Here is a 15,181-nt window from a genome sequence, read left to right as displayed (position 1 = left end):
CTTTTTTCTGTTCTTTTGAGAGTAAACACCAGCAAAGCGTCTACTCTTAAGCACAAGAGGCTCTGCAAACACTGCAAGAGCCTCTCAGCCATTGTCTTAGATCAGATCGCAGCCAGCGCGTCGACCAGACGCTCAGCGCCATGGCGATATGGGTCAACAGTGGGCAGGCCCATTTCTTCTTCAACTTTCGCACAATATGCGGCCGCGTCTTCATCATTCATATGCTGTGTGTTGATCGAGATACCAGACACAACAACATCAGGGTTCGACACTTTGGCCAATTGCAGTGCGACATCGCGCAGCGCTTCCAGAGTCGGCAGTTTAAAGCCTGGCAAACCGCGCATGTGATCGCGTGTCGGTTCATGACACAGGATCAATGCATCAGGCTGACCACCGTGTACCAGCGCCATCGTCACACCGGAATACGATACGTGGAACAGTGATCCTTGACCTTCGATAAAGTCCCAATGATCGTCGTCATTGTCAGGTGTCAGATATTCAACCGCACCCGCCATGAAGTCAGCAATAACGGCGTCCAAAGGCACACCGGATCCGGTGATCAGAATACCGGTCTGGCCCGTCGCGCGGAAAGTAGACTTCATGCCGCGCTTCTGCATTTCGGCATCCATCGCCATTGCAGTGTACATCTTGCCAACAGAACAGTCCGTCCCCACGGCCAGACAGCGCTTGCCCGAACGTGGCACACCAGTTGCAATCGGATAAGCAACTGTTGGTACGCGCACATCATGCAGGGTGCGACCGTGCATTTGTGCAGCGGCAACCAGTTCACCCTCATCGCGCAACAGGTTGTGAAGGCCCGATGCAATATCATAGCCCAGCTCAAGTGCTTTAACCAAAACCTCTTTCCAGGCATCGGAAATCACACCACCGCGGTTTGCCACACCGATCACCAGAGTTTTCGCACCTGCTTCTAGGCCTTGCTCCAGAGTCATTTCGGTCAAACCGAGATCCGCGCCACACCCGGGCAAACGAATCTGGCCAAGCGCATTATCAGGACGCCAGTCGCGAATACCAATTGCAACTTTCGCAGCAAGCATATCAGGCGCGTCGCCCAGAAACAGCAGATAAGGGGTCTCGATCATGTCAGAGCGCTCCATTGAAAGAGTTAATTTTAACTCTGTTTAATTGAGACCGAACGCGAGAGGTTCCCTGAATCTACGCTCCACTTCACCTAGAGCGCAACTTTCTTCGAATAAGACATCATCAAGCGGTAAAATCTTTCATTGAAGATCTAATATCCGTAGAATTTTCCACCGCAAGTGTGACTTAAGCGTGACTGGATCGGAATGCTGCATGTGCAAAATACTCATTGCAGACAGTGTTGAAATAAAATACCAATAGATAAGAAAAAAGTGAAACTTTCTTACCGCAAGAAGGAGGCTACATGAGCTTTCGCATCCAACCCGCCGCGCCCGCCCGGCCGAACCGCTGTCAGCTATTTGGCCCCGGCTCAAATACCAAACTGTTTGCCAAAATGGCGGCATCAGCGGCAGATGTCATCAACCTCGACCTAGAAGATTCCGTCGCACCAAGCGACAAAGATATGGCGCGCGCCAATGTCATCGAAGCAATCAACACAGTCGATTGGGGGAATAAATACCTCTCTGTCCGCATCAATGGCCTCGACACGCCCTACTGGTACAAAGACGTCGTCGACGTGCTGGAACAGGCCGGTGAGCGGTTAGATCAAATTATGATTCCAAAGGTCGGCTGTGCTGCGGATATCTATGCTGTGGATGCCTTGGTGACCGCAATTGAGGCTGCAAAAGGCCGTACAAAGCGCATATCCTTTGAAGTGATCATCGAATCTGCGGCGGGTATCGCTCATGCCGAAGAAATTGCCGCCGCCTCCCCGCGCCTGCAAGCGATGTCACTGGGCGCTGCAGATTTTGCCGCGTCCATGGGAATGCAAACCACGGGCATCGGGGGCACGCAGGAAAACTACTATATGCTCCGCGAAGGCGTCCAGCATTGGTCGGACCCGTGGCACTGGGCTCAGGCCAAAATCGTCGCGGCCTGCCGAACCCATGGCGTTCTGCCCGTAGACGGCCCGTTTGGGGACTTTTCTGACGATGAAGGCTATATCGCACAGGCCAAACGCTCCGCGACACTGGGCATGGTTGGCAAATGGGCAATCCACCCCAAGCAAATCGCCTTGGCCAATCAGGTCTTCACCCCATCCGAAGCAGCAGTCACCGAAGCCCGCGAAATCCTTGCAGCTATGGAAGACGCCAAAGCCTCAGGCGCAGGCGCCACGGTCTATAAAGGGCGTCTGGTTGATATCGCCTCAATCAAACAAGCCGAAGTCATTGTCGCACAGGCTGAATTGATCGCAAACAGCTAAGCCTTCAGACATCCCAACACACGTAAAAAGGCGCCGGATACAGGGCGCCTTTTTTTCGCTTTGGGTCCGCATTATCCGCGAAGATCTTTCGTCGAATCCATCACAACATAGGTGGTGATCGCCGTAACATAAGGCGATGTCCCAAGAATTTCTGTGTGAAACCGTTTATAACTTTGCAAATCAGCGCATTCGACCCGCAACAAGTATTCAATTGTACCGGTTATATTATGGCATTCGACCACTTCAGGCGCCCCCAGCATCGCAGTTTCAAAGGCTTGCTGCGCATCTTTTGTATGCTCACCCAGACCAACGCCGATGTACGTCACAAAACCATGCCCCAGTGCTTGCCTGTTTAAAACCGCGCGATATCCAGAGATGACGCCAGCGCGTTCCAGATCCTGAACCCGGCGCAAACAGGCTGAAGGCGACAAACCAACGCGTTCTGCAAGCTCAAGATTTGAGATCCGCCCATCACGCGAAAGCTCTTGCAATATATGTTGGTTTATCCGGTCAAATTTCGTCATTAATTGTGATATATTACAAAAATCATATTAAAACACAATTTCATTTGGGTAATAACGCGCCAAAATACTGTCATGACTTATGAACTATTTATCGCTCTTGCAGGATTCGCCTTTGGCACGGTTATTACACCTGGGCCAAACAACCTAATGCTCATGACCTCCGGTGCAAATTTTGGGTTCAAGCGCTCCTTACCCCACATTCTGGGTGTCGGGCTGGGCTTTCCGCTCATGATCCTACCAGTTGGCCTTGGCGTGATGCAGCTGTTTGATCTGTTCCCAGCGCTGAATTGGATCTTAACAATCTTGTCAGTTGTCTACATGTTATGGCTTGCATGGAAGATTGCTCATGCCGCCGCGCCCAAACAAGGTGAAGCCAACGGAAAACCACTGACCTTTTTACAAGCCTGCGCTTTTCAATGGGTTAACCCCAAAGCCTGGGCAATGGCACTTGGCGCCGTTACGTTATATGCAGCCAGTCGTGATCTACAGGCCGTGCTTTGGGTGTCAGGCACCTATGTCATGATGGGATGTATCTCCACCACCACCTGGACGGTATTAGGGCAACAACTGCGCCGTATCTTGACCAATCCGCAACGATTACGCGCCTTCAATTGGTCTATGGCTGCACTTTTGGTTTGTTCGCTCTATCCAGTCTTTCTGAACCGATAAAATAACGGCGCGCAAAAACAGCGCGCGCCACTAAAAAACTACATGTTTGCAGCCAGTGTACGCCCCTCGCTGCGTCCAAGCAGATCATTAGGGGGATCCACATCAAAGAACGCAATCAAATGGTTTAATTTGGATGTATCTGTGGACATCATATGAACCGCAGCAGTGGCTTCCTCGACCATAGCTGCGTTTTGCTGTGTCACCCCATCCAACTGTGTGACCCCTACATTGATTTCATCAAGGCCAGTCGATTGCTCTGCAGCACCGCTTGCGATTCCAGAGATGAGATCTGAGATCTCGCTCACCTGAGACGAAATCGCAGTAATCGCATCTCCTGCCTGCCCCACAAGACGCACCCCGTTTGAGACCTGCTGAGAGCTCTCGCCAATCAGCGACTTAATCTCAAGCGCAGCATCCGAGGACCGTTGCGCCAAGGATCGCACCTCGGAGGCAACCACAGCAAACCCGCGCCCAGCTTCCCCAGCCCGTGCTGCCTCTACCCCTGCATTCAGCGCAAGCAAATTGGTCTGAAAGGCAATATCATCAATCACACCGATAATTTGCGAGATTTTTTCCGAACCGCGCTCCAGTTGCTCCATCGCATCTACCGCATTGCGTACAACAACGCTGCTGGATTCCGCTTCCGTACGCGCGCCCTTCATGTTGTTTTCAACATCCCGCGCACGCCCAGCCGTTGATTTGACGCTTGCCGTCATTTGTTCCAATGCAGCCGCAGTCTCTTCCAATGTGGCCGCCTGACTCTCTGTGCGACGCGACAATTCACTCGCCGCTTGATCCAGCTCCGATGCCCCATTGGAAATCGATCGTGTGGAGGTTACAACCTGTGATACGGTTTCATCCAGCTTGCTCAGCGCATGATTAAAATCATGTTTCAGCTTCTCATACTCTGAGGGCAAATTGTGAGAAATGCGGACTGAAAGGTCCCCTTTGGACAATTGGGCAAGCCCGGCCCCAATCATCGTGACAGCACTTGTTTGTTCTGCATATTTGCGATCGGCTTCTTCTTTCTGCGCACGTTGCTCGGCTTCGATCCTGGCCCCAAAGGCGGCAACCGCTTGCAAGATATCACCGATCTCATCCTTACGGGCTGTTTCAGCGACCTCAGCCTTGCCCTGCTCGTTCTGTCCAATACTCTTAACCCGTTCTGGAATGGACCGAATGGGACGGATGATACCGCGCCTGACGGAAAAGAGCGCAGCACTTGCCACCAACACTACAATCACCGCAAGCGCAATGTAGGCACTTTGTTTAAGTTCCGCTTGGCGGGTCTCAGAGGCCACGATTTGTTCTGTTGTTATACGACTTTGAACCTCCATCAGGAGCTCTGACAGTTCAGAAAAACGGATGCTTGCCAGATCCATGTTTTTACGCAGGGTTTTGGTTTGCAAAAGCTCTTCAAAACGGAAGTTATTGCGCGCACCGACAAAATCGCCGTCTGAGGCCAGTCGCAAAGTACGGCTATTGGCAACCATATAAAGAGAAGCAAGGCGATCAATTTGCCCCGCAGCACGGGTGAGATACACAACATGCTTTTCCAAATCTTCGCGCGGCAACTGTGTCTTTTCAATCGCCGAAGAGAAGCCGATCATTCCCTTCAGATAAGAGCGAATTGACGCTTGGAATTGTGAACGCAACGCGACTTCAGATGACGGATCGAACCGTTCAGCCGTCAGGTTAGCGCGACGTTCGCTTTCTATCTGAACCAATGTGCGATTGATTTCCGATAACGCACGAGTCAACGCATTACTATTTTGCGTTAAAAGCTGATTGTTGCTAACCAATTTGGCTTGTTGTTGTAATAGCTGCTGTGATTGCCGATCAGCAAACCAGATTGTCGCCAAGGCAATACAAGACAAAATCAACATTGGGAAAACAACCCATGCAAGAATGCGAGTCGCCAGACGGATTTGAATCCCAAGCCGAGGCTTGGTTGGATTATCATGTGACATATCTAACCCTCAAAGAGTTAATGCAAAAATCGCTCATGCGGCTTTGTCGTTCAGAGATGAAATAATGTGCTGAGCCCGCTTGATCTCATAATAAACATCAGAGGGCGTTTTACCGCCGACATAGGGCGCGTAAGTTAGCGCTGACGCCGTTTGAGTGACATGCATAATCGCCATCACATCAGCCAACGCGCGCGACAGCACGAGAATGACATCATCAGGCGATATGCCTTTAGATTTCTCATCAGGAATAGCGACACCGCCCGGCACTGTATACGTGTTGTGATCAGTTGTTAATGTTTGCAAATCCTGTAACAAACCCAGAGCACCGCGATAGGCATCAACGGGAGTGCGCCCCTGCTCAGGTTTAAGGCCACTCAAATCAACTTTAACCCCCTGCTTCTCTGCGATCTGCTCGAGGGAATGGGAAACGGTCAATGCAACGCGATAAACATCATTGGGAACGGTGGCAGGCACCCCCAAAGATTGCAATTCAGCGGAAACCTGGATGAGGCTCCCATAAACGTCCACCGGCTTCTTGCCAGATGTCATCGCAGCGTCCAGGTCGCTTTTCGCAAGCCCATATGCAGGCCGCAGTTCTCGGGTCTCGCGCAAAAGTTGATCAACAAGCGCCTTCACTTCACCCGGCGTAATCTGGTGAACCACCACATCATCTAGGCCGTGGGTTTCCAGACCATTCATAAACCTTAACAGCTGCACCTTGCGCCAGCGATCACGCGCGAGAAAAAGAACATGACGCGGCATTGCTGGCGTAGTAGGACGTGCAACTGAGGAAGCCTGGGTAAAGTTTTCCTCGTTCAGTGCCTGCAGCTCTTGAATCACAGTCTCCGTAACCTGAAGCACGTGATCCGGCTTTACGGTCTGCGCAAAACCTGCAGTCGTGGACAGCAAAAAACCCGACAGGAAAAATACACGAGCGCTATTAGTATCTAGAAAAAACATGAAACCTCGCCTTGTTATCAACACGCAAGACTCACCAATCACAATGAGCTTATCTTGCTTCTTGAACTAAGAAGAAACCAACAAAAATCAGTTAACCGCTGCTGGCTGCAGGGCAAGGCGTAGGAATAATTTGATCAAACGCTTAGTAAATCAGGTGTATTAGAGTTTCGAGACCGCGGTATCCGCTGCATCGGTAATCTCATCCAAGGCGGCTGATAGGTTTTTCTGCAATGCCTCAACCTGTTCTGGGGATGGCTTGCGAGGCACTTCACAGTGCCATTCTTTGCACATGAGGACGCCACGAGAAAAGGGAACCGGCAACATCTGCTTATCCCAAGTCGGGAGTTTGATAACCCGCCGTTCTGCAAAAGACACCGTAAACACCCGGCAGCCTGTCGTTCGCGCCCACATGATAGGCACTTCAGAACTGACCCGTGCTGGCCCGCGCGGCCCGTCAGCCGCAAGCCCAATAGAGCACCCTTCCTTGGTGCGTCGCAACACTTCACGTGACAGTGCAACATGGCGTGTATGGCTATGCATCGGAATGGTTTCAAACCCAAGCCGCACCAGAATCTGTCCGGCCAACCGTCCCGCACGCGCACCTGATGTCAACGCACAAATGCGGCCAAGCGACGTATCAAACAAAAAGGGTGCCATGATTAGCCGCTGATGCCACAACACAAAGATAACGGCTTCACCCCGACGCACGCAGCCATCCATGTCCTCAAAGCCATCACGCTGCCACCGTGACGTATAAAACGCGAATCGCACATAGGCAGCCAAAAGCCCTTCGATCGCACGATTAAACCTAGGGCTGTCCGCAATTTTCTTACGAATACTCAAAACATACACCTTTTTGAGGTGCTCATAAATGAACACCACGACATCGACCAGAGTTCTTGTTCAAAGCATAGTCGTTATGGCGAAATACCTCTTGCCACGCCCGACTATGTGGCTTAGGAACACCGTCACTGTAGGGGTATAGCTCAGTTGGTAGAGCGACGGTCTCCAAAACCGTAGGTCCCGGGTTCGAGCCCTGGTGCCCCTGCCATTATAGGCATAAATTTGATAATTTGTAATATAGCAGAGTGTCGCTCTGGTACGACGATTGTTATCTCGCTCCAAAGTGAACGCACGCAGCTATTGCTCTATCGTTCAATCGTATAGTGATATTCCAAGCAGGCGAGACATAAATCTGTCTCTACTCATGTGAATGACCATATGGTCCCCCCCCCCTTTTCTGCGAACACAGCACGGAGCCAGCCATGTCACCTAGCAGACAAAATTCAGCCCGCAGCTATATTTTGCAAACTCTTTTTCCCTTATTTACAATCATCTGCTTAGGCGTAACCAGAGCGTTTGCCCAAGACATTGATGGCCGCGATACTGCCTCAAACTGGCGTGGTACACACCACAGCTTTCACGGGATCTGGAACACTATCTGTGACGAACGCGAAGAAAATGGCATATTGAAAGAGCGCTGCTATATTCGCTGGGTGGATGTATATGCGCCTCGCCCACAATTCGGTGGAATATTTACGTTTATCACACCGCGTGGTGAAGGGACGATCGCCGGTCACGACGTGATGTTCGGTGTCGAGAGAGGCACAGTCTTTGTACGAGATGGCTTTCAGATCACCCAAGGAGGTGAGGTTATCTGGCGTTTAACAGACTTTCGATGCCTTCGATTTGGAGAATGTGATTTCACATCATCAACCTCTGACGAGATTTTGTCCGCCCTTTTGTCAGGTGAAGTTTTGGAGCTCCGTTTTATCGATCGCCATGGGCGTTCTTTTGAGCGTAACTGGTCATTGGAAGGATTTTCATCAGCCTATGAGGCGTATGAAAATGAATTATCTTCCCGGTTTGGAAGCTAAAGCCAGCCTATTAAACTCAAAACCGTGACCTACGCAAAACTGTGAACTCTTACCCTTCTATTCGTCAGGGAAGTCTTGATGCTTGTGGCAATGTAAGCGTTGCATCTGCCTCCTCATTTGCCCTCTGCGCCCCTCGCCAGAAACAGCTCGAAAGTTGCGGTCAAAATTGACCGTTCAGCTCATCACAGCAACCGCAAATTTTAAGTCGCAGGTCGATATTCCTGCTTCAGCCCAAGGTAGGCAGGGCCAAAGGCCGAAAGTCCTTTGGGGGTAAGGAACGGCGCGGGCGCCGGCAGAACCACCACCGCAACCCTTTGGCCCTGATAGTAATTGGGATTGGTCACAGCATAGCCTGTTTCGGTGTCGATCAGACAAATGAGATCCGGAATGGTTGCGTGAACCTGACCGTTCAAACGACCAATCATGTTCTCATTCTTGAGCCAGATATGATAGGTATCCCCGGAATTTTCCTCAATTCCTTCGATTGCAATATCACCGATCGTGAACCCATTTTCGGTCTTCCAGTTGTTTTCATCAACGGTGCCTCGGAACACAACAGCGCCCTGACCCTCGGTCGCAATGGCGTCAGGCACGTCGGAACCAACATCTTTGGCCTTACGCCAGACTTCTCCCATACGCATGGCCATCGAAATGGCACCCGGTATAACGGCATGGCGGATCTCGCGCACTTCAAGCGCATGATCAATCGCTGCGATGTCATTTCTGCTCACCACTGACAGCGCCCGCACGATGTGTTCGGCGCGCTCATCATCCATCACGTTTTCGCAGATGACCGTTTCGCCAAAAGCATTCGCAGTCACAATCGGCGCAGCAGGAAGACCGTTGATATAGTAGGTTGAATGGGTGATTTCAGGCACCGCACGCCCAGCTGGGTCGGCGTCGATGATATAAGCATCTGCCATGGCCGCGGCATAAAACGCAGTCGCCGTGTTGGAGCCACCCAATTCGCAAGAAATTGTGCCATAGAATTTACGCCCGAGGTAATCTTCAAATCGTTTGAAAGCGGCCAAGATTGCAGGTTCTGAAATCCTCGGAAGGCGCTCGTATTTCTTTTCTTCCTCGGCTGGCAGAGGTGAGATCGCCCCTAACATATACGGTGTACAGACAAGTGCGTCCTCGGGCGCTTCATCCAAACTAACCATGTTAAAGCTTTTGCCCTGCGCCAACGCGTCATCGATCATCTCTAGACCCAGTGACATTTCACCGCCACCTCCTGTACCTAGGATGGTTGCACCAATAAGAATATCTTCCAGATTCTGCCGAGACAGTTGTTTCATTGTTTCATTCCTAGAATGTATGGGGATCAGTCGCGAGACGCGCCAAGAAGTTTCAAAAGGTCCGTGAACATCGACAGTACGAGCAGTGTGCCGATCGTCAGTAGCGCGAACCCCATTGCGGCGGAGGCAACGACAGGCGTGTAGCCATAGCGCACATTATTGAAGATGCGAATCGGGAGGGTTTCCACCGCAAAACCTGAAACCATGTAGGAAATCAGATATTCGTTCACCGAGATAATGGCGACCAGAGCGTAGCCCGTGATCGCATAGGGCAGAACCAAAGGAAAGATCACTTTGGCGAAGGTTTGCCAAGGCGTCGCTCCCATGGTGCGAGACGCTTCGATTACATCATCAGACAAGGCTGCAAAGCCGCGTGCGATAATCACCAACGGCAAGGTCACAAAAAAGACGCCATGCGAGATCACGGTTGCTTCAGCGCGCCCGTACCAGCCCATTTCGGCCCAGAACACGCTCGCGCCCATGGCAATAATGATCGGTGGCAGCATGAACGGGCCAAGGCCAAGGCCGAATACCAGTTTACCAAAACCAGACTTCAACCGCCAAAGTACATAGTTCGCGGCCAGTGCGATCGAAACGGCGATCAAACCCGCAAAGAATGCGATAACCAGTGAGTTACGGATAGGCCGTAACCAGTCGGGCTCGGTCAATAGCTGTGTGTACCATTGCAGTGACAACTCTTGCGGGGGGAAGGAAATATTGCTCGCGGAATTGACCGATACTCCTGCAACAATCAAGAAGGGCAGGATTAATCCCGCTCCGATAGAGCAAACGAACACGCGTTTCAGGAACAGGGTCATGGTTGCGCTCCTTGATCCTTGCTGCGCGAGGCGTAAGCCAACGTACCAATAATCATCAGCGTAAAGATCAACATGATGACGGAAAGCGCGGCGCCAAGCGGCATGTTCGCGTCACCAACAGCTTTGTCGGTGATGATCACAGTCATATTCCAGTCTTGCGGGCGGCCAAGCATTGTCGGCATCACAAAGACGCCTAGAAAATAGACGAACATTGTAACCAGAGCCGAGATCAACCCCGCCTTAAAGTTTGGCAGGATAACCTTGGCAAAAACCCGTATCGGAGGGGTGCCCAGTGTCAGCGCTGCCTCTTCGATGCTGCGGTCCCGGCGCGCTAGCTGCGGTAGGAACATCAAAGCAACCAGTGAAAACCCAAGCGTGACATAGCCCACCATCATCGCCCCGAAACTTGGCGACAACGAACGTGGATCACGCCAGAGACCTGTCCAGCCCAGAAATTTTGGAATGCCCGAGTTTTCAGAGAACAGGATCAACCAAGCAAAACCGATGATCACTTCGCTCAGGCACATCAGTGACAATAGTAGAATGACCCAGAACAGCTGCCAGCGGCGGGACATGTCAACGATGATGTACATCGCTGGGAAGGCCAGCAGCACAACAATCACCGCGCCAAGTGAAGCCGACCAAAGAGACCTCAGCGAGATCAAATAGTAGAAGCTTGAGAAAAACTTACTGTAGTTGTCCCAGACAAAGGCGACATTATAGAAACCCAGCGGGTCGCGCTCATAAAAGCTTACGATCATCATAAAGGCGAGTGGAGCTAGGAAAAACAGGCTCATCATTCCAAGAGGGAACAGCCCGATCATATGGGGAATGGCTCTGTTCTTCATGACGGGATCACCCAAGCATGGTCAAAATCGAAATCGATTTCTGCACGATCTCCAACCGCAAATTCAGGTGCGCGATCAGAGACCATAGTATGGATGAAACTGCGATCCCCTACACTAAGCTCTGTTTCAATTGATGCGCCAAGCAAACGGACAAAATCAACAGTACCCACAAGGCCTTTGCTGTATTCTGAAGCAGGTTTCAAACGCAGATATTCTGGGCGGACAGCAATTGTGTATTTGCCGTTGACATTCGCCAGATCGCCGGTTGGCATGCCTAGGTTGGCGTTTTCCAGCATCGCATCCTGGCCGGCCGAAAAAACCGGACTGAAAATGTTGTTCGTTCCCATGAAGTCGGCGACAAATCGGGTCTGCGGTTTGGCGTACACCTCGGTGGGGGTGCCAGCCTGTTCAATGCGCCCTTCGTTCAAAATGACGATGCGATCCGCGATCGACATCGCTTCATGCTGATCATGGGTTACAAAAATCGTGGTCACACCAAGTTTGCGTTGCAGCTTCTTGACTTCGATCTGCAAATGCTCGCGCAGGCCAGCATCCAGCGCGCTGAATGGCTCGTCCATCAAAAAGAGCTTTGGCTCGATAGCGAGCGCCCGGGCGATAGCGACACGCTGTCTTTGCCCGCCTGACAGGGCCGACACCTTGCGTTCATATAACCCACCAAGACCAACCACTTCGAGCAATTCTACGGCTTTGGCAGCACGTTTGGACTTTTCCACGCCACGTACTTCCAGACCATATGCAATATTGTCTCCCACATTCAGATGAGGGAACAAAGCAAGACTCTGGAAAACCATTCCGACGTTGCGTTTGTGGCAATCAACCTCTGATAGGTTTGAACTGTCCAACATCAGGTTACCAGATGTCTTGGTTTCCAGTCCTGCAATTATTCGTAAAAGGGTCGTCTTGCCGCAGCCAGATCCCCCAAGCAAGCAAATGAATTCACCGGATTCAATTTCAAGGTTCACATCTTGCAGCGCTTTGAAAGTGCCAAATGTTTTTTGGATATTGGAGAGCGATAGGGAGGCCATGCGTATTTCTTTCTGACGACTACACCGGCTTCCGCACCAAGATCTGGAAGCCGGTAAAACCAAAATTAGGCTTGTTTCTCTCCGCCTTAGCGTGAAATCATCTCGAGGTACTTGTCCGACAGCCAATCGCCTTCGCGCAGGTGAATTTCTGTTTGAGTCCGAATTGCTGTACCAGTTGTGCTGACGGCTGCAAATTCTTCATCTGACAGATCCATTGTATCGCGTTTCGCAACAGGCGCCACGCCAAGGTTACGCGCAAGTTTCGCCTGTATGTCAGGTCGGATCATATAGTTGATAAACTTTTCAGCCGCGTCCACGTTCTTGGAATCGCGCGGCACGATCCAATATGCATCGCCAAGGATGCCGCCCTCCTGTGGAAATGTGGACGCGACTGGGCGTCCATCGGCTGCCGAGAGTATGGTCACATCGTGATAATACAGGCCGCCAGCCAGTTCTCCTGCTTCCAGGCTTTGCTGGAATTGGCCTTCGTCACGATACCAGAGCTGCACCTGAGGCTTCAGTTCCGCGATTTTGGCGATGATCTTTTCAAGACCTTCGCGGGTCTCCATGGTTTCATATCCATCAAAGAACGTAAGCGCCGTAGCTTCGATCAGGCCGCTGTTCGAGTTTGAGGTCAGCCCGAGTTTGCCGCTCCAATCACGGGTCCAGAGGTCTGACCAAGAGGTCGGCGCATCAGGCGACGCGTCTGTATTTGTGACAAAGGTGGTGAACCAGGTCAGTGCGCCAACGGCATTCAGATCGCCACTTTCGTTTTGCTTGGTGAAGCCATCCATCAGGGTTGCGGTGTTCGGGATATCCTCCGCATTCAGGTTGGCCCAAAGACCAATTGATTGTCCACGAATGAACACTTCGTCAGCGACAAGTGAAAGATCGGCGGGGGCCTTTTTTGCGCGCGCAGCGTTTGTGAGTTGGGTCAACCAAGCTTGATCAGCGGGTTGCGCAATGGAGCGCACCTCAATCCCGGTTTCTTCGGTAAATCCCGGATAAATCGCGGTTTTCAGGGTCTCTTCAAAAAAACCACCCCAAGAGCTTACGGTGATTTCCTCCGCAGTTGTGCTGGTCGCCAAGGCCGCTACCAAGCCTACCGTTACAGCAAGTGTTTTGACCGGTTGCATGAATTGAACCCCCTGTGTTTAGTTGGCGAGCGAGAAGACAGCCTGCCTTGGTAATTTTTACGTTTCATCAAAGCTAAGCTGCATGCATAGTTGAAAACCATATCAATCAGGTGATGTATGCATAATCCATACCACATGCTTGCCGAATTCGGCTTAATTTTCAATCACTTCTGATCGGAGGAGCAAGGTGCGTTTATCCGATATCGACTTACGTTTGTTACGCGTTTTCAAAGCCGTCGCCGAAATGGGAGGCTTTGTAAAAGCGCAAGGCCAGCTTGGAATCAGTCAACCTGCGATCAGTGCTCATATCGCCAATCTTGAACAACGGCTGAATGTGCGGCTTTGTAATCGTGGTCGACAGGGGTTTTCATTGACGCCAGCTGGGCATGAAGTTTTGACCGAAACCAACAAGCTTCTGAGCCATCTCGATTCTTATGCGTCTAAACTGAATGAAATCGGCGGGCGGGCAACGCAGCTTGTTCGGATTGGGGTGGTCGATTGTATGGCAACCGACGTTTCCAACCCGGTGAGCAAGGCGATCGAGAAAGCCAACGCAGCCTTTAACCAGTTGCGTATACGCGTTGGCGTCTACGACTACCTCGATAATTTGACGGAACTTCGTGCAGGGCGACTTGATATCATTGTAGTGGGTACCAGCTGGGAAGCGCAGGCGCCCGGGGATTTGGAGACCTTGCACCTCTATGACGAGAAAAGCGGGTTATATTGCTCACCAGAGCATCCATGCGGTCAATCCATGGACACCAAGACGCAAGAGGCCCGGCTGAAAGACAGCAAAATTTCAGCCCATAGCTTCTTGAATAACCCTATCGACGAACATCTCGAAATCCATCTTCTGGAGGAAAACGCAGAAGTTTCACAAGGCAACGTCGAATCGACAGCTTACCTGACGCTTGCTGGCACGCATGTGGGCCTTATTCCAAACCACTATGCCGAACACTGGGTGAGCGCCGGAAAACTCATCCCTGTTGCCTCTGAGCTTTATCAAGTTATCTCACAAATTCATGCCGTCCGCCTGCGGTCGGGCACCCGCAATGATGTGGCGGCTCATATTTGGGATCGTTTGAAATCGCTTAGTGCCAAATGACAGCCTGTGTCTTGGATAGGTTATGTTTTGATCATCAATATACAACTATTCAGTATCATTGAGGTTTTAATGCTCGACGGGATGTCGTGCTATTTTTGCCCCATATGCGACGCTTACACGCTACAGGTCTTCCCCCTCGTCGCAGGCTTTGAAGTGGTCCTCGTGTTGAAGCGGGGCTTTCCAAACTTGAACCTATGCAATAAGAGATTAGCGCTAAAACGCAAACAGCCCCCGATGCGGCCGGTTTGGCATCTTTAACATCAACAACATGATATATTATGCTATTATTGGTTGCGGGAGTAGGATTTGAACCTACGACCTTCAGGTTATGAGCCTGACGAGCTACCTGGCTGCTCCATCCCGCGACGCTTTTTTGGGCTTTTGCCCTTATGGGCTTATTTAAGCCATGAGATCATGTTCCGGTGTCGCACGGTTTTGATCTTTTTCACCGCGACAGATTTGTCTGTTTTGGTGTTTTCCCCTTTTTTGAGCCGGGGCTTTTGAGGGGTATTTTTTTTGTTATCGTCTTGAGAGTTTTGTGGATTTTACTAGGTTTGGCGGTGAC

The 15,181-nt window shown here is 51.2% G+C and carries 14 protein-coding genes and 2 tRNA genes; 5 read left to right on the top strand and 11 right to left on the bottom strand.

Going from position 1 to position 15,181, the window contains the following annotated elements:
* Window positions 1–101: 101 nt before the first annotated feature.
* Window positions 102–1,103: an N-acetyltransferase DgcN gene (gene dgcN / locus BLP79_RS00080; protein WP_090215589.1), complete on the bottom strand. Its 1,002-nt coding sequence runs from the start codon at window positions 1,101–1,103 to the stop codon at window positions 102–104.
* Between the two features lie 302 nt (window positions 1,104–1,405).
* Here dgcN and BLP79_RS00075 point away from each other — a divergent pair, with 302 nt between their 5' ends.
* Window positions 1,406–2,365 carry an L-malyl-CoA/beta-methylmalyl-CoA lyase gene (locus tag BLP79_RS00075; protein WP_090214451.1) on the top strand — a complete coding sequence of 320 codons (960 nt, stop codon included), beginning with the start codon at window positions 1,406–1,408 and terminating at the stop codon, window positions 2,363–2,365.
* 71 nt (window positions 2,366–2,436) lie between these two features.
* On the opposite strand, the gene BLP79_RS00070 is transcribed toward BLP79_RS00075, so the two are convergent.
* Window positions 2,437–2,889 carry an Lrp/AsnC family transcriptional regulator gene (locus BLP79_RS00070; RefSeq protein ID WP_090214448.1) on the bottom strand — a complete coding sequence of 151 codons (453 nt, stop codon included), beginning with the start codon at window positions 2,887–2,889 and terminating at the stop codon, window positions 2,437–2,439.
* Between the two features lie 72 nt (window positions 2,890–2,961).
* Between BLP79_RS00070 and BLP79_RS00065 the strand changes: the two genes are divergently transcribed.
* Window positions 2,962–3,558 carry a LysE family translocator gene (locus BLP79_RS00065; RefSeq protein ID WP_090214446.1) on the top strand — a complete coding sequence of 199 codons (597 nt, stop codon included), beginning with the start codon at window positions 2,962–2,964 and terminating at the stop codon, window positions 3,556–3,558.
* A gap of 38 nt (window positions 3,559–3,596) precedes the next feature.
* On the opposite strand, the gene BLP79_RS00060 is transcribed toward BLP79_RS00065, so the two are convergent.
* From BLP79_RS00060 to BLP79_RS00050, 3 genes are all read right to left on the bottom strand, one after another.
* Entirely contained in the window at window positions 3,597–5,528 is a 1,932-nt protein-coding gene (locus tag BLP79_RS00060; protein ID WP_090214443.1) for a methyl-accepting chemotaxis protein, read from the bottom strand.
* Window positions 5,529–5,561: 33 nt separating this feature from the next.
* Window positions 5,562–6,488: a hypothetical protein gene (locus tag BLP79_RS00055; protein ID WP_090214439.1), complete on the bottom strand. Its 927-nt coding sequence runs from the start codon at window positions 6,486–6,488 to the stop codon at window positions 5,562–5,564.
* Window positions 6,489–6,647: 159 nt separating this feature from the next.
* Window positions 6,648–7,331, bottom strand: coding sequence for a lysophospholipid acyltransferase family protein (locus BLP79_RS00050; protein ID WP_090215586.1), 684 nt, complete (start codon window positions 7,329–7,331; stop codon window positions 6,648–6,650).
* 132 nt (window positions 7,332–7,463) lie between these two features.
* Here BLP79_RS00050 and BLP79_RS00045 point away from each other — a divergent pair.
* Together BLP79_RS00045 and BLP79_RS00040 are read left to right on the top strand one after the other, a co-directional pair.
* Window positions 7,464–7,539: transfer RNA gene (locus BLP79_RS00045), tRNA-Trp, on the top strand.
* Between the two features lie 214 nt (window positions 7,540–7,753).
* Window positions 7,754–8,365, top strand: coding sequence for an invasion associated locus B family protein (locus BLP79_RS00040; RefSeq protein WP_232716359.1), 612 nt, complete (start codon window positions 7,754–7,756; stop codon window positions 8,363–8,365).
* Window positions 8,366–8,565: 200 nt separating this feature from the next.
* Here the strand turns inward: BLP79_RS00040 and BLP79_RS00035 are convergent, their stop codons facing one another.
* From BLP79_RS00035 to BLP79_RS00015, 5 genes are all read right to left on the bottom strand, one after another.
* A complete protein-coding gene (locus BLP79_RS00035) occupies window positions 8,566–9,663 on the bottom strand; it encodes an S-methyl thiohydantoin desulfurase family protein (RefSeq protein WP_090214437.1) in 1,098 nt (365 codons plus the stop codon).
* Window positions 9,664–9,689: 26 nt separating this feature from the next.
* Window positions 9,690–10,481 (bottom strand): ABC transporter permease, encoded by a 792-nt coding sequence (locus tag BLP79_RS00030; protein WP_090214434.1) that lies wholly within the window; start codon window positions 10,479–10,481, stop codon window positions 9,690–9,692.
* Entirely contained in the window at window positions 10,478–11,329 is an 852-nt protein-coding gene (locus BLP79_RS00025) for an ABC transporter permease (RefSeq protein ID WP_100269070.1), read from the bottom strand. The genes BLP79_RS00030 and BLP79_RS00025 overlap by 4 nt, the downstream gene beginning before the upstream one ends.
* The gene (locus tag BLP79_RS00020; protein ID WP_090214429.1) at window positions 11,326–12,375 is read right to left on the bottom strand and encodes an ABC transporter ATP-binding protein; all 1,050 of its coding nucleotides are present in this window, start codon (window positions 12,373–12,375) and stop codon (window positions 11,326–11,328) included. Before BLP79_RS00020 ends, BLP79_RS00025 begins: the two co-directional genes overlap by 4 nt.
* A gap of 86 nt (window positions 12,376–12,461) precedes the next feature.
* Entirely contained in the window at window positions 12,462–13,511 is a 1,050-nt protein-coding gene (locus tag BLP79_RS00015) for an ABC transporter substrate-binding protein (RefSeq protein WP_090214427.1), read from the bottom strand.
* A gap of 187 nt (window positions 13,512–13,698) precedes the next feature.
* On the opposite strand from BLP79_RS00015, the gene BLP79_RS00010 reads away from it, so the two are divergent.
* Entirely contained in the window at window positions 13,699–14,616 is a 918-nt protein-coding gene (locus BLP79_RS00010; protein WP_090214422.1) for a LysR family transcriptional regulator, read from the top strand.
* 288 nt (window positions 14,617–14,904) lie between these two features.
* Here the strand turns inward: BLP79_RS00010 and BLP79_RS00005 are convergent.
* Window positions 14,905–14,981, bottom strand: a tRNA-Met gene (locus tag BLP79_RS00005).
* Between the last annotated feature and the right edge of the window lie 200 nt (window positions 14,982–15,181).

The organism is Epibacterium ulvae (assembly GCF_900102795.1).
In the GTDB taxonomy this organism is placed as follows: Bacteria; Pseudomonadota; Alphaproteobacteria; order Rhodobacterales; family Rhodobacteraceae; genus Epibacterium; species Epibacterium ulvae.
The sequence above is the reverse complement of the archived record's forward strand: the minus strand, read 5'-3'. Positions and strand labels throughout refer to the sequence as shown.